This window comes from Microtetraspora sp. NBRC 13810, from assembly GCF_030268685.1.
Taxonomy (GTDB): Bacteria; Actinomycetota; Actinomycetes; order Streptosporangiales; family Streptosporangiaceae; genus BSRQ01.
This window is the reverse complement of record NZ_BSRQ01000035.1, coordinates 1-22,850: the sequence shown is the minus strand read 5'-3', so window position 1 is coordinate 22,850 and position 22,850 is coordinate 1. Positions and strand designations below refer to the sequence as shown.

19 protein-coding genes and 1 pseudogene are annotated in these 22,850 nt (G+C 66.8%); 13 read left to right on the top strand and 7 right to left on the bottom strand.

Features of this window, described 5'->3' with window-relative positions; all coding sequences use genetic code 11:
• Positions 1-86 precede the first annotated feature (86 nt).
• Complete coding sequence (locus QSK26_RS40025; RefSeq protein WP_285780597.1) at positions 87-635, bottom strand: winged helix-turn-helix transcriptional regulator; 549 nt, start codon at positions 633-635, stop codon at positions 87-89.
• 107 nt (positions 636-742) lie between these two features.
• On the opposite strand from QSK26_RS40025, the gene QSK26_RS40020 reads away from it, so the two are divergent.
• Both QSK26_RS40020 and QSK26_RS40015 read left to right on the top strand, forming a co-directional pair.
• On the top strand, positions 743-1,045 hold the full coding sequence (locus QSK26_RS40020; RefSeq protein ID WP_285780596.1) for a putative quinol monooxygenase: 303 nt from the start codon (positions 743-745) through the stop codon (positions 1,043-1,045).
• 54 nt (positions 1,046-1,099) lie between these two features.
• Positions 1,100-1,867 (top strand): SDR family oxidoreductase, encoded by a 768-nt coding sequence (locus QSK26_RS40015; RefSeq protein ID WP_285780595.1) that lies wholly within the window; start codon positions 1,100-1,102, stop codon positions 1,865-1,867.
• Positions 1,868-1,902: 35 nt separating this feature from the next.
• On the opposite strand, the gene QSK26_RS40010 is transcribed toward QSK26_RS40015, so the two are convergent.
• From QSK26_RS40010 to QSK26_RS40000, 3 genes are all read right to left on the bottom strand, one after another.
• Positions 1,903-2,058, bottom strand: a complete 156-nt coding sequence (locus QSK26_RS40010) for a hypothetical protein (RefSeq protein WP_285780594.1) — start codon at positions 2,056-2,058, stop codon at positions 1,903-1,905.
• Between the two features lie 160 nt (positions 2,059-2,218).
• Positions 2,219-2,632, bottom strand: a complete 414-nt coding sequence (locus tag QSK26_RS40005) for an SgcJ/EcaC family oxidoreductase (protein ID WP_285780593.1) — start codon at positions 2,630-2,632, stop codon at positions 2,219-2,221.
• Positions 2,633-2,763: 131 nt separating this feature from the next.
• Positions 2,764-3,753, bottom strand: a complete 990-nt coding sequence (locus tag QSK26_RS40000; protein WP_285780592.1) for a sigma-70 family RNA polymerase sigma factor — start codon at positions 3,751-3,753, stop codon at positions 2,764-2,766.
• A gap of 160 nt (positions 3,754-3,913) precedes the next feature.
• On the opposite strand from QSK26_RS40000, the gene QSK26_RS39995 reads away from it, so the two are divergent.
• Complete coding sequence (locus QSK26_RS39995; protein WP_285780591.1) at positions 3,914-4,297, top strand: VOC family protein; 384 nt, start codon at positions 3,914-3,916, stop codon at positions 4,295-4,297.
• 65 nt (positions 4,298-4,362) lie between these two features.
• On the opposite strand, the gene QSK26_RS39990 is transcribed toward QSK26_RS39995, so the two are convergent.
• A complete protein-coding gene (locus tag QSK26_RS39990; RefSeq protein WP_285780590.1) occupies positions 4,363-4,497 on the bottom strand; it encodes a hypothetical protein in 135 nt (44 codons plus the stop codon).
• 24 nt (positions 4,498-4,521) lie between these two features.
• On the opposite strand from QSK26_RS39990, the gene QSK26_RS39985 reads away from it, so the two are divergent.
• Positions 4,522-5,544, top strand: a complete 1,023-nt coding sequence (locus tag QSK26_RS39985; protein WP_285780589.1) for a helix-turn-helix domain-containing protein — start codon at positions 4,522-4,524, stop codon at positions 5,542-5,544.
• A 21-nt stretch (positions 5,545-5,565) separates the two neighbouring features.
• Here the strand turns inward: QSK26_RS39985 and QSK26_RS39980 are convergent, their stop codons facing one another.
• A complete protein-coding gene (locus QSK26_RS39980) occupies positions 5,566-6,495 on the bottom strand; it encodes an FMN-dependent NADH-azoreductase (RefSeq protein ID WP_285780588.1) in 930 nt (309 codons plus the stop codon).
• Positions 6,496-6,840: 345 nt separating this feature from the next.
• Here QSK26_RS39980 and QSK26_RS39975 point away from each other — a divergent pair, with 345 nt between their 5' ends.
• From QSK26_RS39975 to QSK26_RS39940, 8 genes are all read left to right on the top strand, one after another.
• Complete coding sequence (locus QSK26_RS39975; protein WP_352244484.1) at positions 6,841-7,335, top strand: RNA polymerase sigma factor; 495 nt, start codon at positions 6,841-6,843, stop codon at positions 7,333-7,335.
• Positions 7,332-8,279 carry a hypothetical protein gene (locus tag QSK26_RS39970; protein ID WP_285780587.1) on the top strand — a complete coding sequence of 316 codons (948 nt, stop codon included), beginning with the start codon at positions 7,332-7,334 and terminating at the stop codon, positions 8,277-8,279. Before QSK26_RS39975 ends, QSK26_RS39970 begins: the two co-directional genes overlap by 4 nt.
• 237 nt (positions 8,280-8,516) lie before the next feature.
• Positions 8,517-9,395, top strand: a complete 879-nt coding sequence (locus tag QSK26_RS39965) for a hypothetical protein (RefSeq protein WP_285780586.1) — start codon at positions 8,517-8,519, stop codon at positions 9,393-9,395.
• 385 nt (positions 9,396-9,780) lie between these two features.
• Entirely contained in the window at positions 9,781-10,059 is a 279-nt protein-coding gene (locus QSK26_RS39960) for a hypothetical protein (protein WP_285780585.1), read from the top strand.
• A 279-nt stretch (positions 10,060-10,338) separates the two neighbouring features.
• Entirely contained in the window at positions 10,339-10,932 is a 594-nt protein-coding gene (locus QSK26_RS39955; protein WP_285780584.1) for an RNA polymerase sigma factor, read from the top strand.
• A 3-nt stretch (positions 10,933-10,935) separates the two neighbouring features.
• On the top strand, positions 10,936-12,054 hold the full coding sequence (locus QSK26_RS39950; protein WP_285780583.1) for a hypothetical protein: 1,119 nt from the start codon (positions 10,936-10,938) through the stop codon (positions 12,052-12,054).
• A 199-nt stretch (positions 12,055-12,253) separates the two neighbouring features.
• Positions 12,254-12,763, top strand: a complete 510-nt coding sequence (locus QSK26_RS39945; RefSeq protein ID WP_285780582.1) for a SigE family RNA polymerase sigma factor — start codon at positions 12,254-12,256, stop codon at positions 12,761-12,763.
• 356 nt (positions 12,764-13,119) lie between these two features.
• A complete protein-coding gene (locus tag QSK26_RS39940; RefSeq protein ID WP_285780581.1) occupies positions 13,120-13,656 on the top strand; it encodes a hypothetical protein in 537 nt (178 codons plus the stop codon).
• A 513-nt stretch (positions 13,657-14,169) separates the two neighbouring features.
• On the opposite strand, the pseudogene QSK26_RS39935 reads toward QSK26_RS39940, so the two are convergent.
• Positions 14,170-15,361: pseudogene (locus tag QSK26_RS39935) on the bottom strand (IS3 family transposase).
• Positions 15,362-16,042: 681 nt separating this feature from the next.
• Here QSK26_RS39935 and QSK26_RS39930 point away from each other — a divergent pair.
• Positions 16,043-22,333: a DNRLRE domain-containing protein gene (locus QSK26_RS39930; RefSeq protein WP_285780580.1), complete on the top strand. Its 6,291-nt coding sequence runs from the start codon at positions 16,043-16,045 to the stop codon at positions 22,331-22,333.
• The last annotated feature ends 517 nt before the right edge of the window (positions 22,334-22,850 follow it).

Here is a 22,850-nt window from a genome sequence, read left to right as displayed (position 1 = left end):
GGCCGTGGCCAGGACCGGCACCTGCCGGTACGTCGATCCGCGGACTCGGGCGGACCTTACGCGGGCTCGGCGCGCGTCGCGGTGAGTCAGCCTTGGCCGGCCGGTGGCGTGCGCACCGCCATGATCGGTTCGAGGAGTCGTCGTGGCGTGTTGATCGCGTCGGACACGGGGTCGCTCTCGGAGTCCGCCGGATCGAACCCGGGGCCGCGTTCGATCCGGATCTCCGGGATCGGGACGACCGAACCGCAGTCCTGGCAGCGTCCCTCGTGGTCGAGAAGACCTCCGTCCTGGTCATGGCGGACGGCCCGCTTCACGCCGGACGGGGAGTAGAACGCGTCCCCCCAGTTCATCAGGGCACGCACGACCGGCCACAGTTCGATGCCCTTGGCGGTCAGCCGGTACTCGACGCCTCCGGCCGCGTCCTCGTCACGTATGAGCACGCCTTCCTGGACGAGGGACTTGAGCCGGTTGGTCAGGACGGCGCGGGGGATCCTGAGCTGGGTGGCGAAGTCTCCGAACCGGCGCACCCCGAAGAACGCGTCGCGGACGATGAGGAGCGTCCACCGCTCTCCGACGACCTCCAACGCTCGCGCCAGCGAGCAGTTGCGATCCGCGTAGGTACTGGGGAGTGTCATGCGGCGATTCTACCTGCACCAGTTCACTCAGTGAACTAGGTCGTGCTACGGTCCCCACCAGCGCTAGTTCAGTCAGTGAACTGGCCATGTGCTTGGGGAGGCCGCCCGTGTACCAATTCCTCGTCTCCTTCACCGTCCGGCCGGAGCGTCGCGACGACTTCGTCCGGGCGGCCAGGAGGGCCGCGCGTGACTCCGTCGCCAACGAGCCCGGCTCCCACCGGTTCGAGGTCATCGCGGACGAGAAGAACCCGGATCTCTTCTACCTGAACGAGGTCTACGCGGACCTCGACGCCTTCAACACGCACGCCGCCGGCCCCTACTTCGGCGCCTTCTTCGCCGAAGCCGGCGCCTACGCCGAAGGCCCGACGTGGCTCATGAGAGGAAACGTCGTCGGCGACAGCGCCGCCTGAGCCGTGACCGGGGCCGGCTCACAAGTCACCACCTCACGAGGAAGGAGTTCCCTCATGTCGTCCGTGCTCATCACCGGCGCCTCCCGAGGCATCGGCCGGGCTGTCGCCGTCGAACTGTCAGCCCGGGGCCACCGGGTGATCGCCACCGCCCGTCGTCCGGAAACGCTGGCCGGCGTGCCTGCCGACCAGCGCCTGCGCCTCGACGTCACTGTCCAGGAAAGCGTCGACCAGGCCATTGAGGACGCCGGTGACATCGATGTGGTGGTCAGCAATGCCGGCGAGACGGTGCGCGCGCCTCTGGAGAGCGTCCCGCTGTCGGAGGTCGAACGGCTCTTCCAGCTCAACACCCTGGGCGCGCTGCGGGTGGCGCAGGGCGTGCTCCCGGCAATGCGTGAAAGGGGAGCGGGCCGCCTCGTCTTCGTCTCCAGCATCCAGGGGCGGCTGGTACTGCCCATGATCGGCCCCTACGGCGCCAGCAAATGGGCGCTGGAGGCGCTCGCGGAGACGCTCGCCATCGAGACGGGCCACTTCGGCGTCAAGGTGAGCGTGGTGCAGCCCGGTGCGGTCGCCACGGGCGGACCTGCGCGCGCCAAGGTGTTCCTGAAGGAGAACGACCCGTACACCCCGCTGTATGAGGCGCTCGATGTGATCCGTGGCGAGTCCGTCACCCCGGAGGAGGTGGCCGCCACGGTGGCCGACACGATCGAACACCCCGAACCTCCGCTGCGCGTGCCGGTCGGTGCACCCGCCGAGCGCATCCTGCGGGCCCGCAAAGAGGCCCCGGAGAGCGAGCCCTTCCTGATGGCCGAGCTCAACTGGTAGCCGGGGAGTTCGGCGAACGGTGACAGGGGGCGACGTCAACGGGTGCGGAGTGCGTTCAGGAGCAGGGCCACCGTTCGGTGGCGCAGGTCGTCGGACCAGGCCGCGGCCAGGGCGCCATGGGTGGTGGCGGTGAGAAGGGCCATTCGCCCGGTACGACCGGCGTCCTCCGACCTGGTCAACGGCTCCGTCACCGCAGTCGTACGGCCACCGCCCTCGCCTTCGCGAAGCGTTCCCGCGACGAAGACGAGGCTGGTGGCCGTCCCACCGGAACAGTGACCCGATGTGGCTGCGCCGGCGATCGGAACGCTCAACGAACGTTCCGGGGCTCATTTCGCGCCGCGCAGCCGCGGCTCACTGCGCGGGCGTCAGCACCGGGCTGTTGTGATAGGCGGCGATCAGCCACTGGCCGTCCCGCTTCTCGAAGACCCAGGTCGCGTTCACCTTGCGCAGGTCGTCCGGAACCTCGGTCTCACCGGCGAACAGGATGGCGGATTCGCTGATGACGATCGCGCCGTCCCTGCCGACAAAGCGGATGCTGAGCTGCTTGTTGTAGGTCGAGCTGCCCTTGAGCGGCCCCTCGAAGCCCAGGGCCATGTTCTGACGGATCACGTCACGGCTGTCGCGGAGCGAGCCGGTCATGATGGCGGTCGCGTCCGCGGTGTAGTTGGCGACCATGCCGTCGGCGTCGCCGGCCTCCCACGCCTTGTAGGAGTCAACCAGCACGGCCTGGATGGCGGCCTCGTCTTCCGCACGAACGTTCGACATTGGATCTCCCTTGTGATCGGCTCGCCCGGGGTGTTCCGGCGAACTCGTCAGTACATACCGGCGGCGGGGTCGGAACTCATCGCGCCGCGGTCAAGAGATCTTGCCGAGAGAGGCTGCCGTTCGATCTACGGCTAAGCGTCACCGCCGACGTGGGGAAGACCCTGGGCGTCGAGTCCGGCCGGCAGGCCGAAAGCCGCGAAGACCTCCGGACTCTGGAACACCGAATTCCGGCTGATGCCCTCGGCGGTGACGGTGAAGATCTGGAGCGTGTGCAACCGGTATCCGCCACCGACGCGCTGATAGGCGGCGAATCCGGGCTGGCCGCCGTTGGCCGCGACCTCCTGAAGCAGCCAGTCCTTCCCGGCCGCCTCGAAGACCCACTCCATGAACAGGCCGTAGTTGCCGCGGCCGGAGAACCAGTTGAGCATCGGCGGCATCTCCATGAGCACGTCCTCGGTGAGCAGCCGCTTGAGGCCCTCGACGTCGGCGAGCTCGAACGCCCGCATGTAGCGTTCGACCCAGGCGCGCTGCTCGGCCGCGGACGGCTCGCTGACCCCTTCCTGCCGGACCTCGACCTCCTTCAGGCGGGTACGCGCCCGCTGCAGGGAGCTGTTCACCGACACGACGGTGGTGCCGAGGACCTCCGCCGCCTCGGCCGCGGAGAAGCCGAGCACGTCACGCAGGACCAGCGCACCGCGCTGACGCGCCGACAGGTGCTGCAGGGCGGCGGCGAACGCCAGGCGCAGGCTGCTGCGGTCGATCACGGCCACAGCCGGATCGCCCGCGTCCAGCAACGCGTCCGGCAGGGGCTGGAGCCAGGCGTGCTCTCCCCGGACGAGCGGCCCGAGCGGATCCGACGCGGCCACCAGCCCCGACGGCAGCGGCCGATGACCGCGAACCTCCAGGGCGGTCAGGCAGACATTCGTCGCGATCCGGTAGAGCCAGGTGCGCAGTGAGCTGCGAGTGTCGTCGTACTGCTCCCGCGCTCGCCACGCCCTCAGGTACGTGTCCTGGACCAGGTCCTCCGCGTCGTGAGCCGAGCCGAGCATCCGATAGCAGTACTCCAGCAGCTCCGTCCGGAACGGTTCGATCCGACGATCGAAGTCTTCTTCCCCCGTCATCACGCCACGCCCCTTCTTCACTGCCGCCACACCATACCTGGCGACTACACGGACAATCCGCCATGAACGGGTAGATCACCACGCGGTGCCGGGGAGGACCGGTGACCTTCACCGGCAGTCCACGGCGCCCCTGTCACGTCGTCTCGTAAAGTGACGGACCATGGCATGCCGAATCAGCGAACTTGTCATCGACGCCGCGGACGCCGACCGGCTGGCCGCATTCTGGAGCGAGGTCCTCGGCTACGTCGAACTCGGCCGGGAAGACGACGGAAGCATCGAGATCGGGCCGCCCGACGCCGGGTTCGGCGGCCCGCAGCCCACCCTCGTCTTCAGCCCGACCAATGACCCCCGGACGGGAAAGCTCCGGCTGCACATCGACGTCAACGCCACCGACCGCGACCAGGACGCTGAGCTGGAACGACTGCTCGCGCTCGGCGCCAAGCCCGTCGACGTCGGCCAGACCGGCACAGAAAGCTGGCACGTCCTGGCCGACCCCGAAGGCAACGAGTTCTGCCTCCTGCGCACCCGGCTCAAGCCCCTGTAGCAATCGCGTCCTCCGTGCCGGGCCGCACCCGCCCGGCACACGCCGGGCAGGGCGGCGCCACCGAGTCATCGTTCGGCTCGGCGCAGGCGGGCGGTCGTCGCCTCGATGCCCGGTGCCAGCTTCTCGATCCTGCGACGGGTGAATGCCGAGGTCACCAGCTTGCCCAGCCGTGTGTGGTCCGGCGGATCACTCAGAAGCATGTACGTATAGGTGCCACGGGCCACGTGCTCGGGGAGGACGGAGGCGTACCCGCCCACGCCGCCCATCCGGCCACCGTGCTGCCGACGACGCCGATCCGGGTGGAGAACATCGAGCCGGTGCACTGCGAGCCCCATTGGCACCGCGAGTACCACACCGAGGACGTGCTGGCGTTCCGGGACATGGCGCGTTCGGCCCACGCGGCGGGCACGCTCGGCCAGGCCACCGGCGGAAGCCCCGGCCGCAGCGCCCGCTACCAGGAGTTCATGCGTCCGCAGGGCTACGCCGACAACCTGCGCGCCGTCTTCCGCATCGGTGACGGCACGTGGGGCGCGTTGGATCTGTTCCGTCGCGCCGACCGCCCGCACTTCAACGAGCACGACCTACGGCACATCGCCGCTTTGGCCCCGGGGGTCGCGCAGAGCCTGGCGGGCCTGGCCGTCACCAGCGGACGCGGACAACCCGGCGAAGCCGCCGAGCCGCCGGGAACCGACCTGTTCGACGACGACGGCCAGGTCACCTTCGCCGACGCGCACGCGGAGCGCTGGTTCGCCGAAGTGTGCGGCACCTCCTGGGGCAAACCCGCCAACTCGCTGCGGACAACGCCCATCTACTCGGTGGTGGCCCGCGCCCGCGCCGTCGCCGCGGAACGGGAGTCCGGCCCCGCCGTCGTACGGCTCCGCGGCGACAGCGGACGCTGGTTCAGCATCAGCGCTTCGGTGTTGCGCGACCGGCGGGGAAAACCGGGGCCGGTATCGGCGGTGGTGGAACCGGCGACTTCGAAACAGATCGTTCCCCTCATCGTGGAGGCGTACTCGCTGACCCCGCGCGAGCGGGAGGTCACCGAGTACGTGGCCCGCGGGCACGGCACGTCAGAGATCGCCACACGGCTGCGTCTGTCCCCTCATACCGGGCGCGACCACCTCAAAGCGATCTTCGCCAAGGTGGATGTCAGCAGCCGCGGCGAACTGGTGGCCAAGCTGTTCGGCGAGCACTACAGCCTTCTCATGCACTCCCCAGACGCCGAACTGGTGCACGTCCACTCCTGAATATCTCCAGTCATCGCAGCGTCACCACCTGTCGGCAGGCGCATATGAGCCGGCGCAGACGCCCGCCTCGACCCGCGCGCCCGCCTCGACCCGCGCGCTCGGCGTCCCGCCCGCCCGAAGCTGAACGGTCCGATCGGCCGGCAGTGCCTCCCGCGGCAGAGTCGCGCTCGCCGTCCCGAAAGGTTCGCCGATCGGGGCCGCCTGGCGGACGGGGCTGTTCAGGCGGGCGATGACCTCGGCCATGACCTTCTCATGCAGCCGGGTGAGCTCCCCGTCGCTGAACCCGGCCAAGTCGCCAAGCCCGTGATCGTCGTCGGCGGCGGTCCAGAGCTGGTCGATCTCCCGCTCGGCCGTCGCGAGGCTCGCGGCGGCCAACGGGATCAGATTCGCCATCGAAGGCGTCGATTCCGCCCCCGTGAGCTCTGCCGTGATGAAACGCGGCGCCAACCCCAGCGTGCTCAGGACGTGTGCGAGCCACGGCTGGGCGTGGTCCCAGCCCTCGCGGGGCGTGCCGGGACCGTACCCGCCGCCCCGGCTGGCGATCACGATGAACTCGCGCCCGCCCAGCAGGCCGGTCCGGCTCTCCGGGTCGATGGACAGGCCCGGCGCGACGAGGTGGTCGACCCACGCCTTGACGCTGCTGGGTGCGGCGAAGTTGTAGAGCGGCACGCCCAGCAGGACGGTGTCGGCTGCCTTGACCTCCTCGATCAGCCGCTCGGACAACTTCCAGGACCAGGTCTCGGCCGGCGTGTGCCGTTCGCGTGGCCTCTTCCGGGCCATGCCGCCGGCGTCGCACAGGTGCGGGACGGGCTCCCGGGCGAGGTCACGATAGGTGACGGTGCCGCCGGGATGCGCCCTGCGCCAGACGGCGGCGGCCCGGGCGCTGAGCCTGCGGCTGGTCGAGCCCCGGTGGTTCCGCACGCTTGAGTCGATGTGCAGCAGATGAGACATTTCTTGACCTTCGAGTGTTGCCGATGTGAGTACGGGTGAGATCTGACGCGGCGCGATCGCGACTCAGCGCACAAATGAGATCATTTCCCCCATGCGGCCCGATCATGGACAAAGCCATGCCGCAGCACTGTGAAAAAGTCCGCACTCGCCGACGATCTCCAAACTTTCTTCATCCACAGCTTGTGGACGACGCCGCCTTCGGGACCTGCTCGCCGGTCGTGGCAGGGGAGCCGTGGAAGGCGGCGCGATGGTTGTCCGGGGTGAAGACAGCCGGCCTGGGCCGGCGTACGAACTCGGATGTGACCATCGGGCGGATGGTTGCGTCTGTAGTGGTGTGAAGACGACATTCCATTCGCGGAGGACGCCATCGGCAGCCGCATCGAGCAGCTCTATCGGGAGCACTGGCCGTTGGTCTGCGGATATCTCATACGCCGGACCCGTGACCCGCATCTCGCCGAAGATCTCGCTCAGGAGACGTTCGTCAAGGCCACCGGCGCGATGCTCGGCTGGCGCGGCGACTCCCCGGCCGCGTGGCTGCTCGCCATCGCCCGTAACGTCCTCCTCGACCATGTACGGCGCAGCCGGATCTCCCTCCCGCTGCCCTCTCCTGACGCTCTGGGCGTTCCCGAACTCACCTCGGACGCCTCGGACGCCGTCGCGGTCCGCGACGTGCTGGACCGCATGCCGGAGCGGCAGCGACAGTTGCTCACGCTCGTCTACTTCGACGGGTTCTCCCTGGTGGAGGTGGCCGCGATGACCGGTGTCTCCGTCTCGTCGATCAAAACCGCTCTGTGGCGCGCCCGCGCAGCCTTCGCCGAATGCTATGGAGGACACCGATGACCACACAGGACGACATCCCGCCGATCCCGGACTTCGATCCCGGCAGGACGAAACGGGCCGTATGGCGGGGTGTACTGCGCACGGCCGTGACCGCCACCGCGATATTGCTCGTCGGCGTGCTGCTGCTCGACCTGGGAGCCCAGTGGATCCAGCGGCGCGGCGACCGGGAGGACCGCATGGTGGACGTGCTCGAAACGGCCCTTCGGGTCGCCAACCCCGGCTACTACACCGCCGCCGGGAGCTGTTGCGACACCACCGCGTTCTCGCTCTCCTTCACCGTGCGGCTCGCCCCGCTCCGGGCCGGCGATGACGCCTCGAACTACTTCTCCGGCGGCGCCGTCTTCACCGTCAGTCAGAACCAGTTCGGGCGGGTCGAATGGCCGCCTCCGGGTTTCGTCAAGGAGACACCCCTGTTCACGGCGCTCGATTCGGTCGGCACGGACGCCCCTCCGAGCAAGGCGGACACCAAGACGATCCTGGATCGGCTGCCCGAATCGATGCACGCCCTGGCGGTGGTCGATCTCGCCAAGCCATTGGGGGAAAGTGAGTTCTCGGCATTCGTCCAGCGGCACGCAGCCGTCCCCCCGGAGACGGCGATCTACGACGGGCGCATCGGCGGCACTCCGATCAGCTGGCGCCTGGCCACCTCGCTTCCCGACGCGACGCAGGGCGACGCCCCGGAGCTCGCCCCCGGCGAACTGCCCCGGAACGGGCTGGCCGGGTTCCGTCGCTGGGTCGGAGACCTGCGCGACCATGACGCGGTCAACCTGGACAAGTTCGGACTCGATCTGAAGCTGCTGCGAAAGTCGGCTGCTGACGGCTTGGCGTACGCCTACATCACCCAGCGCGCCCGCGTCAGCGACCTCCGCGCCCTGATCGACGACCCCCAGGTCCGCGCGATCAGAGTGGCCGACGTCGCGTACGACCTCACCGGCCTGAACTGATCGCGGAGGCCGCCCGGCGCGAGCGCGACATCACGGCGGACGAGCGCAAGGCCGCCGAACAACGCCTCCGCACCACGTTGGTTCCCGCCCGGGGGGACGTGGATGTCAGGTCATGCTCTCCGCGAACCGGCGGATTGTTCACGTGGCGTACCGATCTCCCAGCGACTATCTCGGTGAATCTGTGCTCCGGGCCTCTCATGGCTGGGCACGGCTGTGACGGTCCGGGGGATCCTGCGGATGGGGAAGCACGTGTACGGCACAAGGCGAGAAGGTAGAAAGACCGGCCGGTTCAGACTGCTGGCCGTCTCCCTGGGCGTGGCGACGCTCGCGAGCATGCTGAGCGGGTTGCCCGTCCAGCCCGCACGGGCGGATCCGGCCGGACCGTCGGTGTACCGGGCGCTCTCCGGTGTCGGGTCGGCGACGACGCAGGATCTGATGGACGCGTTGTCGGACGTGGTGACGGTGAACGGGCAGAAGGTGCTGGCCTCGTACAAGGCGGACCCGGGCGCGTCAGGCACGATCACGACCAAGAACCCCGCGACGCATCCGGACTGCACGCTGAACCGCCCGGCGGACGACGCCGGCGGGCAGAGCGCCCTGGGGTACTCGTTAGGGGCGGAGAACGGGTGTCTGGCCGACGGCGCCCAGCTGGTCCAGTGGCCGGCCGACGACGGCCCTGAAAAGGACTGGACCCTGCAGACCGCCACCACCGTCTCACCGGGGGAGGACACGCTGATGAACACCACGACCGCGGCGGCCACCATGTCCTCGGCCACCAGGACAGGCGCCACGGCGGGCCCGGCCCCGGTGGGGAAGGCGGCCATCGCTGCGGCGGCGGCGAACCAGTGGGTCACGGTGACCTATCCCAAGCGGCTGATCGACATCCGCAACGGCAGATGCAGCTTCCAGGGGTACTGGAGCCAGAAAGGCGTCAGGCCCGGCAGCGAGCCCATCGGCGGCTCCTTCCTTGACACCCGCGGATATCTTGTCGGCCCCAAGTGCGCGGTGTCGATGCACCTGCAGGTCATCAACTACAAGAAGAAGAAAGTGGGGATATTCGTCGCCGACCATTACGTCGACGCCGGCAAGCCCTCAAGCCCCGGTAAGCCTGGCTAAGCGGGTCCGCTGGCGCGGCAGCCCCGGCCACCCCAACGTGCCTTACGGGGCCTGGCCGGGTGGATAGTGCCGGCCCTGGCCGAATAAGAAACAATCCCTGAGTTCCCGATCAGCTCTGGTTCCCCGTGTGGCCTGGGAGCTGGGGTTCTCCATGAACCGTGGGCCTTCCGGGGGCTAGCGAAGGAGTTCGCCGACGGGGGCACGATAAGGGCTCGACGGCGGCGGCCAGGGCGGCCGGCTCGGCGGCGGTGGCGATCATCCGGGGCCGTTCGGCCGGATAGCCAGCGGCATTCATCGGCCTCAGCACACCGATTGGACGCTGCCTCCCGTATTGCAGGGGCTCGCCCTGGTCTACCAGGCCCGCGGGCAGGCAATGAAGAGTGAGATGGCCGAGGCCAAACTTGACGAAGCCGCCCGGTTCCTGGAAGCACCGCTCGACGCCGGTGATCCACTCCGTTTCCACACTGCCGACTTCGCCGAGATGCAACGGACCACCTGCCACCTCGACCCCGGGACACCGACGCACGCTGTCGCCATTCTGCAGAACAAGGTGGCGGCTCCTCCTGTCACCCACCATCGCGACCGCGCCCTCTACATGACCCGGCTCGGGCTGGCCCACGCTGCGGTCAACGCCATGGTGGGCGTTCGGAAGCGCCGGTCATGACAGCCACGTCGGCCATAGTCGACAGATGAGCGAGCACCTCCTGCTCCTGCTCAGATGTGATCTTCAGCGCACCGCCCAACCGCGGCCGCCGATCTCTGGCCCGTCCGCGTAGCGGTACGCCGGGTACAGTGACCTGCCGTGGCTGATCGGCGTGGGGAGGCTACGGGCCAGGCGGGACGCTGATCGTCATCGCCCTCCGGCGGGCTCCGCGAAAAAACCGCGAACAAGGATGCCCGCATCGGGCAATCAGCGCCGACCCTCTTTCGAGAAAGGCGCCGGATGCATGACCCTTCTCCATACCCCGCCACACGGCTGGCCGCGGAGCCGGACGACGCGTCGGTCATCGCGAACTCGTGGCACACGCCGGAGTGGTTCTCGATGATCTTCGACCGGTACTTCACCGTGATCCACCGCTACGCCGCCGCTCGGCTCGGGCCCGGCGCCGCCGACGACGTGGCCGCGGAGACGTTCCTGGCCGCGTTCGACCAGCGCGACCGCTACGACCTGACCCGACCGGAGGCCAAGGCCTGGCTGTACGGCATCGCCACCAATCTCATCGGCCGTCATCGCCGCGGCGAGCGCCGTCTCTACCGGGCCCTCAGCCGCTCGGCTGCCCGCGACGACGTGGAGGGTCACGCCGACCGGGTCACCGACCGGGTGACCGCCGAGCAGCTCAGTCCCCGGCTGGCACGCGGCCTGGACAGCTTGTCCCGGGGCGACCGCGACGCGCTGATGCTCGTGGCCTGCGCCGACCTCAGCTACGCGGAGGTGGCCTTCGCCCTGGGCATCCCGATCGGCACTGTCAGCTCCCGGGTGCACCGGGCCAGGGCCAAGCTACGCAAGATACTGGGTCACGCGGCGAAGGGGATCTGAATCATGGAAGAACTGCAGGAGCTGCGCCGCTATCACGACGCGCTGCCGGGGGCCGCTCCGGAGTCCATCGGCGCGGCCCGGTCCCGTCTGGCGGGTCACATGCGCGGGAGCAGGCGTCCGCAGGTCCGCCGCATCCGACCGGTGTGGGGGCTGAGCCTGGCCGGAGCGGCCGCCGTCGCACTGCTCGCCGTGGCCACGACGGTCGTCCCAGGCGTCACTCGGGACACTCCGGGCGTTACTCGGGAAAAGGGCGTGGCGGTTCCCCAGGTACGGCCCTCCACCGCCGTCACCGAGCTGCGGCTGCGCCCGGTGGCGAACGCCCAGGACCTGGCCGACAACGCGGCGGTGCTGGCCTCCGACGAGCCTGAATGGAGTTCCGGGCCCACGCAGTGGGGCTACGTGAAGAGCCTGCGCGCCCAGACGCGGGTGGACGGCGGGGAATGGCTGCGCGGCATGCCGGCGGTGACGAACACCCGCGAACACTGGCGGCAGCTCAACGACAAGGCGTTCGCCACCGTCAAGAAGGGCAAGCTCGAGATCTCCAAGGGGCCGGAGTTCGAGGTGACCTACCTCTACCTGCTCGCCCTGCCGACCGACGCCGACCAGTTGCTGGCCCGGATCTACGAGACCGTCGACAAGGAGAACGCCAGGCATCGCACCTCCTTCCTGCGCTTCGCCCAGGAACGGGCGGAGAACAGCGGCAAGACCCCCGAGGAGGCGAAGCGGATGGCGGAGGAATCACTGCCCCCCCTCACCTCCGTACAGCGCGACAGGTGGGCGTTCCAGCTGATCGCGACGGGCATGGGGGACACCGCCCTCCCACCCACGCTCCGCGCCGCCATGTACGGCGCCATGGCCAAGATCTCGGGCGTCCGATACGAAGCCAAGTCCTCCGATCTGCTCAAACGCCGGGGCATCACCCTCTACCACGTCCTGGACGGCTACCTGCGCGACGAGATCTTCATCAATCCGAAGACCTACGAGTACCTGGGCTACCGCACCATCGTGGTCAAGGACCACAAGGACGGACCTTTCAACACCATGAAGAAGGGCGAAATCCACAACTGGGACGCCCTGATCAAGGCCGCTGTGGTCGACGAGGCCGGGCAACGGCCCGGCTGACGCCGGAACCCGTTCCACATCGCTCCGGATTCCTTCTGAGCGCCATGCGGCGCGCACTTGAGCCACAACACAAGATCAGTCCGATTCCGGGAGCCATGACGCTCCCCCTGTCATCCCGTTCACTGATCGGCCCTCGACGCAACGCCAGAACGGGCTCGACGCATCTTGTCTGTGTGAAGCTATTTTTTCTTGGAGACCGATGAGCCTCGATGAGGAGTACACCGCCTATGTAAGTGGGCGGCTGCCATGGTTGCGGCAGATCGCCTACCCGCTGTGCCAGGACTGGCACCGTGCCGACGATCTGGTGCAGACGGCGATCACAAGGCTGTACGTCAAGTGGCGCCACGCGCGCCTGGCCGACGACCTCGACGCCTACGTCCGGGTGATCCTGATCCGGGTCTTTCTCGCCGAGCAGCGAGGAGGCTGGTTCTCCCGGGTACGGCTGATGTCCACGCCGCCCCATTCCTCCTTCGAGGGCAGCGACCGCGACATGGTCATGGACCTGTGCCGCGCACTGGCCGCAGTTCCGCCGCGCCAGCGTGTGACCCTCGTGCTGCGTTTTCACTGCGACCTGAGTGTCGAGCAGACCGCCCGCACACTCGGCTGCTCCACCGGAACAGTCAAGAGCCAGACCGCCCGCGGCTTAGCCACCCTGCGCTCGACACTCGGCGCGCAGGACCCTCGTGTAGCGCAGACGGAGGAGTACTGATGGACACCAGGAACCTGTTCGACGAGCTGGCACGCCAGGAGCAGCCGCCTATGTCGGTGCGGGTGGACCAGGCCATCGCCGCCGGACGCGCGACACGCCGCCGCCGGGTCGGCGTCACCGCGATCTCGGCACTGTCGGTGTGCCTGGCCGTCACAGTGACCTGGCTCGCTCTCCCGCAACTGGGACAGCGCGATGGCGTTGCCCTCGCCGTGCCCACCGGACCGTCTGCCGTGCCCACTGGACCGTCTGCCGTGCCCACTGGACCGTCTGCCGTGCCCACTGGACCGTCTGCCGTGCCCACTGGACCGTCTGCCGTGCCCACTGGACCGTCTGCCGTGCCCACTGGACCGTCTGCCGTGGCCAAGACGGAGCCGTCCGGTGCGGGGTTCAAGAAGTTGAAGAAGAAGTACCCACCCATCGGGAAGATCGCCTCCATACCGGAGATACCGATCTGGATGTGGCTGGGCCGGCAGTCAACCGCCGGCGCGGAAGGTGTTGTCCTGTGCGACGCGTGGGATTCGCGCGGCGCTACTTGCGCCGGGTTTCCTCCGCTCAATGCCAAGGAGTTCGCTCGCTCACAGGGCTTTACGTCGGGCATTCTGGACGCGAAGCAGGTGCGAGCCCTCCATCCCGATGCCACCGCGGAGCAGCTGCGCAGACTCATTGATGAACAGGAGCGCGTGAACGCCCTCGGAAAGATCTTCTTCGGCATCGCCAGGGCCGAGGTTCACGGGATCACGGCGGTCACCACGGATGGGCGCGAAATCACCGGAAGCGTCGTGCGGAGCGTCGGAGCCGGGCTCGGAGTCTGGGCTGTGAAATTCCCTTCCGACGTCACAACGGCAGCGCTTGTCTTCACTGGCGCGAACGGGAAGACCCTTCAACGCATCTGACCCGGTTGACGCTCAAACCCGGTGTCCGGTGTGGCCAGGCCCTCGGACGGAGTCCTGTAAGCGGAGATCGAACAGATCGCCCGCCGCTCCTATGAGGGCCACATCCGCCTCCACCCACTCAGCGTGGCATGGCCTGACGGCACTGGTTCGCCCCTCGCCGAACCCGAGCCCGGCCCGGACGGCCTCTCCGACATCATGGCGCGCCTCCACCGCCTCTACCTCCCATCGGCCCCAGGCGGGTGCGTCATGATCGGAGCTGCACATGAACCGCCGAGACCGGGGCATGTGACGGCGAGGTGCCCAGCTGCCGACTTCTCTGTGGTGTCCTCTTGGGCATATTGATCCAGACCAGGCCGGATCCAATGCCTGGATCTGCGACACCCGGACGAGGACCTGCCTGCCGACTTTGAGTCACGCCGCGCCGAGCACTACCGCGAGCGGCCGCTGGATCAACGAGGCCCCGGCGGAACACATGGAGTTGCCCCGGTTCGATAGACACATCAGGGCTTGCGACTACGCGGCAGCATAGTCGAGGTCTTGGGCGTTGTGGAGCGCGTGTCGGCGTTCGTATGCAACGGGGCTGAGCTGGCCGTTGGCGGAGTGCCGGCGGCGCGGGTTGTAGAAGCCCTCGATATAGCTGAACAGGGCACGCTCGGCTTCTGACCTGGCGCGGAAGGTCCGCCGGTCGATCAGCTCACACTCCAGCGAGGCGAAGAAGCTCTCGGTGATCGCATTGTCGGAGCAGGTCCCGGTACGGCCCGTCGATAGGCGGACGCCGGCCTGCTCACACCGCTGACCGAAGGCGACAGACGTGTATTGCTTGGGCCCTTGTCGCTGTGGTGAATCACCCCCGCCCGCGGGCGACGCCGGTGTGGCGCCATCGCCGGCGCGTCGGTCACCAACTCGGTGCGCATGTGCTCGGCCATCGCCCAGCCGACGATCCGGCGAGAGAACACATCCAGCACCACCGCCAGATAGACGAAGCCCTCCCAGGTCGGCACATACGTGATGTCAGCGGTCCGGACCCGGTCCGGCTCAGCCGCGGTGAACTGGCGTTTGACCAGGTCCGAGGCGGCCGTGGCGCGCTTGTCGGCGATGGTGGTGCGACATCCCTTCCGCCGGCTCACCCCGGCCGGCCCGACAGCGCGCATCAGCCGGGCCACCCGCTTGCGGCCCACCCGGGCCCCATCCAGCTCGCGCAGGCCGGCGTGGATGCGCGGCGCCCCATAGATCTCATCGCAGGCCTGGTGATGCGCCCGGATCCGCTCGGTCAGCTCGGCGTCGCGGTGGGCTCGAGCCGATGGGCCGCGCCGCTGCCGGGCCACCCAGGCGTAGTAGCCCTGGCGCGACACACCCAGCACCCGGGCCAGCAGGGAGACCTCGTGGTGGTCCTTCTCCGCATGAATCAGCCGGAACTTCATCTCGGCAGATCCGTCTCCCGTGCGAAGAAGACCGCGGCCTTACGCAAGATCTCCTTCTCCTCGCGGAGAATCTTGTTCTCGCGTCGCAGGCGGGCCAGCTCATCCTTCTCAGCACTGGTCAGCACGTCTTGGCGGCGGCCGTCATCCAGATCGGCCTGGCGCACCCAGGTACGGATCGACTGCGCGGACGGCTGGAACTCCTTGGCCGGCTCCTCCGGCGTCCGCCCGGCGCGCACCAGCTCCACCATCTGCCGGCGAAACTCCGGCGGATAGCTGTTCGGCACAGCAGACTCCTTCTTGGGAACCAGGGTTCCTCAGAGATCAGGTGTCCACCAAACCGGGCCAACTCCACCGTTGCGCGGCGGAGCTCACCCGCGATCCACGCTGTGCCTTCGTCCAGTCGCTCATCGCCGCCCCCTGCCACCGGCCTCACTCTTCGACGCTGGTTGCCCCACCTTAAGAGTGGGACGGGGACATTGTTTCCCCAGGCCGGACGGTGCACAACAAAACGCGCGTCCGTAAATGTAGGGGCATGCTTGCCGCTGACGGTTCCTCGCAGAAGCAATTACTTCCGTGCGAGAAGCCGCCGGTCTTCAGTCGGTGGCGGCATTTGGTCACGCGGTGTCACGATGACCAACCGCTCTAAAGTCGGCTCTTGACAGAAAGACGGAGGGTGGATGCTCCACAAGATCATGCGCACTGCGAACAGGCTTGCGGTGTCACTCGCGCTGCTTGTGCCTTTGGCGGTGCCCCTTCATCCGCATGTTCCTAAACGCGGCCCAGGCCGCACTTCATCGGGACGTAGCTCTCTGGATCTGCCGGACCGGTCGCCACTCCCGCCCCAGCACGCGAACGGCTCGGCCGGCCGAGCCGTCGTCGGCGTCGCCGGACTGGCCAAGTCGATCTCCGCCTCATTGGCCTCACACGTGCGGGGCACGTCACGAGGAGCGGTTGTCGTGGGGTCCGTGACCGCGCTGCTTCTCGGCATCCCCCACGTGGCAGAAGCCATCACGATGCCGTCCGGTGTTTCCAAGGCCAGGGAGGCGACCGCGACACAGCTTGTCGCCGAACGGCCTGATCGGGTCTCCGCAGCGCTCACCGCGCGTCTGCAGAACAACCGCGTGCTGGTCGCGGACGAGACCACCGAGAGCACCAGCACGTACGTCAATCCTGACGGGACCCTCACGCTGGAGGCGTCCAGCGGTCCCTCTCGGATCAAACAGGGGGATAAGTGGACGCCGATCGACACCACCTTGGTGTCGATCGGCGGAGTGCTCAAGCCGCGCGCAGCGTTCGGTGGGCTGGAGATCTCCGGCGGCGGTGATCAGAAGCCGCTGGTGAAGCTGGTCCCCGGCGAGAACCTGGACTTCGCGCTGTTCGCACCAGCGAAACTTCCTACCCCGGTGGTACAGGGAGACAAGGCCGTCTTTCCCGACGCGGCGGGCCCGGGTGCCGACATCGTCGTCACGTCGCTGCCCACGGGTGTTCAGCACGATGTCGTGCTCCGGCAGCGGCCCACCGGCCCTGTCGAGTACCGGTTCCCCATGAAGAGCACGGGCCTGTCCTTGTCCGAAACTGAGGAGGGCGCGCTCCAGATTACGGCCGGCAAGGGGAAAGTGCTTGCGGCGGCGCCCCGGCCCTTCATGTTCGATGCCGAGCCCGCTTCGGCTTTGACGAAGACCTCTACCTCTCGCCGAGCCGCGAAGATCGGTGATATCGACGTGCGCGTCGCTGGGGAAGAAGGCAGGCAGGAGATGGTGCTCCGGCCCGACCCGGACTTTCTCCAGGACCCCACGACGACCTACCCGGTCACGGTGGACCCGGCGATCACCCTTCCGCTGGGAGCTGGCCGGACCATCCTCTCGCGCTGCCCTGACGGCAACTTGTTCATGGAGTTCACGATCAAGGTCGGCATGAACAATTGGGAGTGTCCCGCGAACCCGAGCAGAAAGATCTTCTCCCGGTCACTACTCGCCTTCGACACCAGCTCGCTCGCCGGGCAGGATGTGATGAACGCGCGCCTTGAGATGGTCGCCGACCTGTGGAACTGCCCGACCGGACAGCAGTTGAAGGTTCAGCGCATCATTGACCCATGGAGCACGGCCGCAGTGTTCTGGAACAACCAGCCCGCAGTGACGGCCGACGGCGCGGTTACCTCCTCCCCACCGGCGATCTGCACTCCGGCCTCGGCGCCCGCCGCCGACGTGCCCTGGAGCATCCCGGTCACCGACATCGCCAAGGCGTGGGCGACAGGCGCCCAAGGACACGGGCTGATGCTCCAGGCCGCCATTGAGGACAGGTCAAGACCCACGTTCACCTGGGACTTCCACCAGCCTGGCCAGCCCAAGCTGGTCGTAACAGTCGGTGCCACACCGTGGGTTGAACACCTGCGAACCGTGCCCGTGGCCAGCCCGACCCGCGACCTGGAGTCAGCGGCGGGCCAGGAACCGAAGATCGCCGGACGCCTTTTCACCACCACCACCCGGCCCACGTTGCACAGCGGTGTCCGCGGAACGGGGGCGAGGCTGCGAGCGGACTTCGAGATCGAGCACGACCCGGCCTTCAGCGGCCAGGGAAGCGGCCTCATCTGGTCGGGCAGCGCGGACGACGTGCCCGCCGGAGAGGTGGCGAAGCTCACCGTCCCTGAAGGAACGCTGCAGGACGGGTGGCGGATCCGCTGGCGCAGCCGGGCTGTGGATGGGGATCTTGAATCGGCCTGGTCGCAATGGCAACCCATAGGCATCGACGCGACTCGGCCCGCGGAGCCGCGAGTGTGGTGCGCCGGAGCATCCGCTGAAGGAACATGGGTGCGGCGGACGGAGATGAACTGCACCTTCGAATCGCCCTCGAGGGACGTCACGGAGTATCTGTGGGAATTCGATAACCCTGTACCCACCAAAATCCAGGAGGCGGGCTACTGGGAAGACTTCCTGGGTGAGACCAAGACCATCAAGCAGGACCTTACCGACGGCTGGCACACACTGTATGTGCGCACGCGTGACAAGGCGCACAACCTGTCGGACGTTGTGGCATACAGTGTGGGCATCGGCCCCGGTGGTCTTGTGACGGCGCAGAAGCAGACCCAGACGCACCGTACGGTGACTCTCGACGCGGCGGCTCCATCGAGTCGTAACGCGGTTACTTACATATATTCGACGAGCACCCTGCCGTGGGCGGTGTGGAGCGATGTTCCCACTCAGGACGTCTTCGCGCCGGGGAGCGATACGCCGATCGATTCCTGGCCTCAGGTCCGCACCGATACGTCGAAGAACTTCAGTGCCCTGGTCTGGGATCTGGCCAAAACTCTGAAAGAAAGCCAAGAGCCCGAGGGCCTCATTTACCTTCGGGCCTGCTTTATGGGTGGCACAGAGGCGGCGGAATGCTCTGAACCGCTCGGGGTCTCGCTCAGCCGATCCGCCATCAGCGACAGCCATGCCATCAGTGACATCGGTCCCGGCTCCGTGGCGCACCTCAACGGAGACTTCGCTCTGAAGAGTACCGACGCCTCCGCCTTCGGCGTTCAGATGACGCGTACTCATCGATCGCTCAATCCAGCATTCGAGTCGTCGGTTCCGTACGAGTCCCGAGTCTTCGGCCCCGGTTGGCAGGCGGGCTTCCCCTCAGCTCCCTCATGGGTGTCCTCCTATGTCCCGTCGGACGGCAGCCAAAAGGGCTGGATCCAGCTGATCGGCCCGGACGGGTCCACCTACACGTACACCAAGAAGGGCACGGTCTACAGCGGAATCGGTGATGCCGCGGACGGCACCTCCATTTCCGTGACGAATGAAGAACTGACCGTCACGGATCGCGCCGGGGCGCGGACCACGTATGTGAAAATCCACGGAAGCTGGGTGGTCGCCCGCACCGAAGGGCCGGCGGCCGAATCCGCGGTGACCTATTTCCGGGATTCCAAGGCCAGGATCACCCGGATCCTGACTCCGACGGCTGCCGGCGTACAATGTGGCGCGACACTCACGCCGGGCTGCCGGGCGCTTGAGCTGTCATACGCCACTGCGACGACTGCGACGGGAGTGTCCTCCGGCTGGGGTGACTTCCGAGACCAGGTGAAAAGCGTGTCGTTGACGGCCTTCGATCCGCAGACCGGGGCCATGAAGACCGTTGGTCTCGCCACATATTCCTACGACTCCACGGGCCACCTGCGCCAGGTCACTGATCCTCGTACGAATCTCGCCACGGTTTATTACTACACCGGCGAGGGACGGATCTCCCAGATGACGCCTCCGGGGTTGGCACCCTGGCGTATGGAGTACGACGACGCGGGTCGGCTGGCGCACGTACAGCGAGAAGGTGGGGAGATCGATCCCACCTGGGCGGTGGCCTATGACGTTCCCATTGGCGGATCGGGTGCGCCTGTCGATCTCACGGTCGCGCGGACGGCGAAGTGGGGGCAGGTCGTCGACCTGCCTGTCACCGGAAGGTCGCTCTTCCCGGCCTCGCATGTCCCTCCGCGTGGCGCTGGAGGGGTCTACAGTCCAACGGCGGCGGATTGGGAGTACGCGTCGATTGTCTACAGTGACGTGAACGGCCGAGCCGTCAACACAGCGAAATATGGCGCAGGAGCATGGCAGATCAGCGCCACCAGATACGACGAGAAAAGCAACGTCGTTTGGGATCTGACTCCCGGCAACCTGGCGCAGGCGCTGGACCCCACAGTGGATACGGATGTCTACGTCGCCCAGCGCGGCGATAGCGCGGAACGTGCGAATCTGCTCGCCAGCACGTCCACGTACTCCGAGACCAAAGATCTGCTGTCCGCCGAGGGGCCGGTAAGACCGGTACGCCTGGAAGGCGGCGACGTGGTATCGGCTCGCCAGCGGACGACTTATACGTATGACGAAGGCAAGCCGTTGTCTTCGATGGATTATCACCTGGTCACCACCACGAGGATCGAACCGATGGTGGTGGATGGCACGGTCGATCCCGCTGGGTCCGATAAGCAGGTGATCACGATGGCCTACGATCCGATCCAGTCAGGAGACGCTTCAGGCTGGACTCTGCGCAAGGCGACCAGCACTACGACACCCATGCAGGGGCAGGACGCCATCGTCAATCGTGTCCGCTATGACGAAGCCGGTCGCGAGATCGAGCGCCGGGCGCCGGCGTCGGACGGCGGTGATGCCGGAGCGACGATGTTCCGGTATTTCACTGCCGGAGAGCATCCAACGACCGGCTTGTGCGGCAACAAGCCGGAGTGGTCAGGTTGGCCATGTCAGGTAGGCCCCGCGGGTCAACCTGCTGGTAATCCGTTACCAGTCCGGCAGACTACATACACCTATTACGGTGATACGGCGATTCGCACAGAAGTCGCCGGTCAGGTGACACGGACCCTCACCTTCACTCATGACGCGGCTGGGCGCGTGACCAAGTCGCTCGCGCAGGTCACGCCGGCAGATGAGGGTGGGACGGCGGTCCCCGAGACGACCTACGGCTTCGACCCGGCTACCGGCCTGCCCACCGAAACCTCCAGCGCTGGAGGGGATACCGTGAGCCTACGGTATGACAGCTTCGGGCGGGCCGTATCCACAACGGATGCCACCGGAAACGTCTCTGCCGTCACCTTCAACGTGGATGGACAGATCGCCACCACCCATGACGGGAAAGGGCTGATCACCTTCACGTACGACGGCGTCGACGCCGCCGGGAAGACAGAGCATCGCGGCCTCATGACCCGGGTGGACAGCGGAGGAGGAGGCACCTTCACCGGCGCGTACGACCCCGATGGGAGGCTCACGCGCCAGGTCTACCCAGGCGGGCTCACCGGTACAGCACGCTACGACAACACCGGGACCCAAGTCGCGCTGGCCTACACCAAGAACAACGCGTCCTGGCTGAGCTTCGCCGCCACACCAGACAATCATGGACGTGTCGCCAGCCGGCGGGGCCCAGGAGACAGCGGGCAGAATTACGACTACGACGAAGCCGGTCGCCTGGTGCAGGTCACCGACAGCTATGCGGGTACATGCACCACACGCGTATACGGATTTGACGCGAACACCAACCGCACCAGTCTGTCGGCCTATCCAGGCGGTGACAGCGGCCAGTGCACCACGTCTACCACACCCAGTGTGCAGCGATACGACTACGATCAGGCCGATCGTGTCATCAACACGGGCTACAGTTACGACAGTCTCGGACGCACTAGTAACATTCCGGCCACCGACGTGACCGGTACGGGCGCTGTCTCCATCGGCTACTTCACCAACGACCTCGTCGCCTCGCTGACGCAGGACACGCAGTCCACCCGTTTTACGCGGGATCCGCTTGGCCGGGTGAAAAGCATGACGACCGCCGGAGGCTCCCGCCCCGGGACGGTGGTTCATCACTACAGTGGAGCCGAGGACAGTCCGGCGTGGACTACCGAGTTGGATGGCTCCTGGACACGTAACATCGTCGGCCTCGCCGGTATGGCGGCGATTCAGCGGCAGGACGGAAGCATTTCCCTGCAACTGGCCAACATGCATGGAGACATCGTCGCCACAGCCGACACCGATGACACCACCGGAGTGGCCAGTTACTCCGAGCACACCGAATATGGGGTACCCCGCACGTCAAGCGCGGCCGATGATAACCGCTACGGTTGGCTGGGCAGCAGCCAACGAGCTGCCGACTCCATCGGCGGGTTGATTCACATGGGCGTACGCCTCTACAACCCTGCCACCGGGCGTTTCCTGCAAGTCGACCCCAAAATGGGCGGCAGCGCCAATGCGTACGACTACTGCAGTGGCGATCCCATCAACAAGCTGGATCTGGCTGGGACCGACGAATTCCTCGGCGGTCACGGCGAGTGGTCGGACATCACTCACAAGAGGGGATCGGGCGAGGAGGGGGTAATCGAGGCCGGGTATGGCGTCACATGTGCGGTGGTCAAACCCAGCGGAGCATGCATCATAGTGGACTTCGATCTGGAAGTGCACGATTATTATCGCACTCACACACAGAAGAATTCCTATTCAGAAAGCAGAAAAGTCACCATCTGGGTGTGTGATGGTAAGGCCATCAGCGCCAACGCCAGCTGTGGAGGACCGTTGGGGCGCCCGGCGCCGAAACAGATAACGGAAACCAGAAAACGTATCGAAACCATCGTGACCAGCTACCACAAAAAAGTTTCCATTCATACCTGGCGTGCCGGTGGTAAGGTTCTGATGAGGCGCGTCATCGATACGGGCTGGCTGCAGACGGGGCGAAAGGTCTCAAACTCCTATACGGAATGGGTTCGTCCTCACGGACCATACTGACCTTAGGTAGGCGATATCCATAGGAGCAGCGTCTCCTCGACGGAGGCGCTGTTCCTATTGTCATGGGACTTGCCGCCGAGATCGTGACAGCTGCCCTGACCACCCCAGTCGGGTCGGAAGGGCGCAGGCCCAAGGTCGTTCGGGACCGCCGTCTCCGCCCTTGAGGGCGGTGCCAGCCCAGCAGGGAGTCCGTGCCCGCCGCCTGCTATGGCTCCACACAGCCCGAGAGATGCAGCTCGAGGAAGCGTCAGAGTACGATCCGCGAGTCTATGCCCGTGATGTCGTAGTGTGATCGCACGGATTTGTAGCGTTAACACCGATGGGTGGGTCCGAATGTGCTGGGAAAGCCGCGTGACTGAGCGCAAGCCGTACCCGAGCGACTTATCCGACTGAGGTGCCCCTGATCTTCCGGACACGGTGCCAAGTAGGGTGCTGACTGGTCTGGAAGGAAGGGTTCGTGGCGGGGAAGAACTATTCAGAGGAGTTCAAGGACGAGGTCGTCAAGGCCGTCTTGGAC

What these genes read in the sequence shown, in the direction of transcription:
- QSK26_RS40005 (WP_285780593.1), bottom strand. Translation starts at nt 2,632, where the DNA reads ATGTCGAACGTTCGTGCGGAAGACGAGGCCGCCATCCAGGCCGTGCTG.
- QSK26_RS39965 (WP_285780586.1), top strand. Translation starts at nt 8,517, where the DNA reads ATGGGGAAGCACGTGTACGGCACAAGGCGAGAAGGTAGAAAGACCGGC.
- QSK26_RS39980 (WP_285780588.1), bottom strand. Translation starts at nt 6,495, where the DNA reads ATGTCTCATCTGCTGCACATCGACTCAAGCGTGCGGAACCACCGGGGC.
- QSK26_RS40015 (WP_285780595.1), top strand. Translation starts at nt 1,100, where the DNA reads ATGTCGTCCGTGCTCATCACCGGCGCCTCCCGAGGCATCGGCCGGGCT.
- QSK26_RS40025 (WP_285780597.1), bottom strand. Translation starts at nt 635, where the DNA reads ATGACACTCCCCAGTACCTACGCGGATCGCAACTGCTCGCTGGCGCGA.
- QSK26_RS40000 (WP_285780592.1), bottom strand. Translation starts at nt 3,753, where the DNA reads ATGACGGGGGAAGAAGACTTCGATCGTCGGATCGAACCGTTCCGGACG.
- QSK26_RS39995 (WP_285780591.1), top strand. Translation starts at nt 3,914, where the DNA reads ATGGCATGCCGAATCAGCGAACTTGTCATCGACGCCGCGGACGCCGAC.
- QSK26_RS39970 (WP_285780587.1), top strand. Translation starts at nt 7,332, where the DNA reads ATGACCACACAGGACGACATCCCGCCGATCCCGGACTTCGATCCCGGC.
- QSK26_RS39950 (WP_285780583.1), top strand. Translation starts at nt 10,936, where the DNA reads ATGGAAGAACTGCAGGAGCTGCGCCGCTATCACGACGCGCTGCCGGGG.
- QSK26_RS39960 (WP_285780585.1), top strand. Translation starts at nt 9,781, where the DNA reads ATGGCCGAGGCCAAACTTGACGAAGCCGCCCGGTTCCTGGAAGCACCG.
- QSK26_RS39955 (WP_285780584.1), top strand. Translation starts at nt 10,339, where the DNA reads ATGCATGACCCTTCTCCATACCCCGCCACACGGCTGGCCGCGGAGCCG.
- QSK26_RS39945 (WP_285780582.1), top strand. Translation starts at nt 12,254, where the DNA reads ATGAGCCTCGATGAGGAGTACACCGCCTATGTAAGTGGGCGGCTGCCA.
- QSK26_RS39990 (WP_285780590.1), bottom strand. Translation starts at nt 4,497, where the DNA reads ATGCTTCTGAGTGATCCGCCGGACCACACACGGCTGGGCAAGCTGGTG.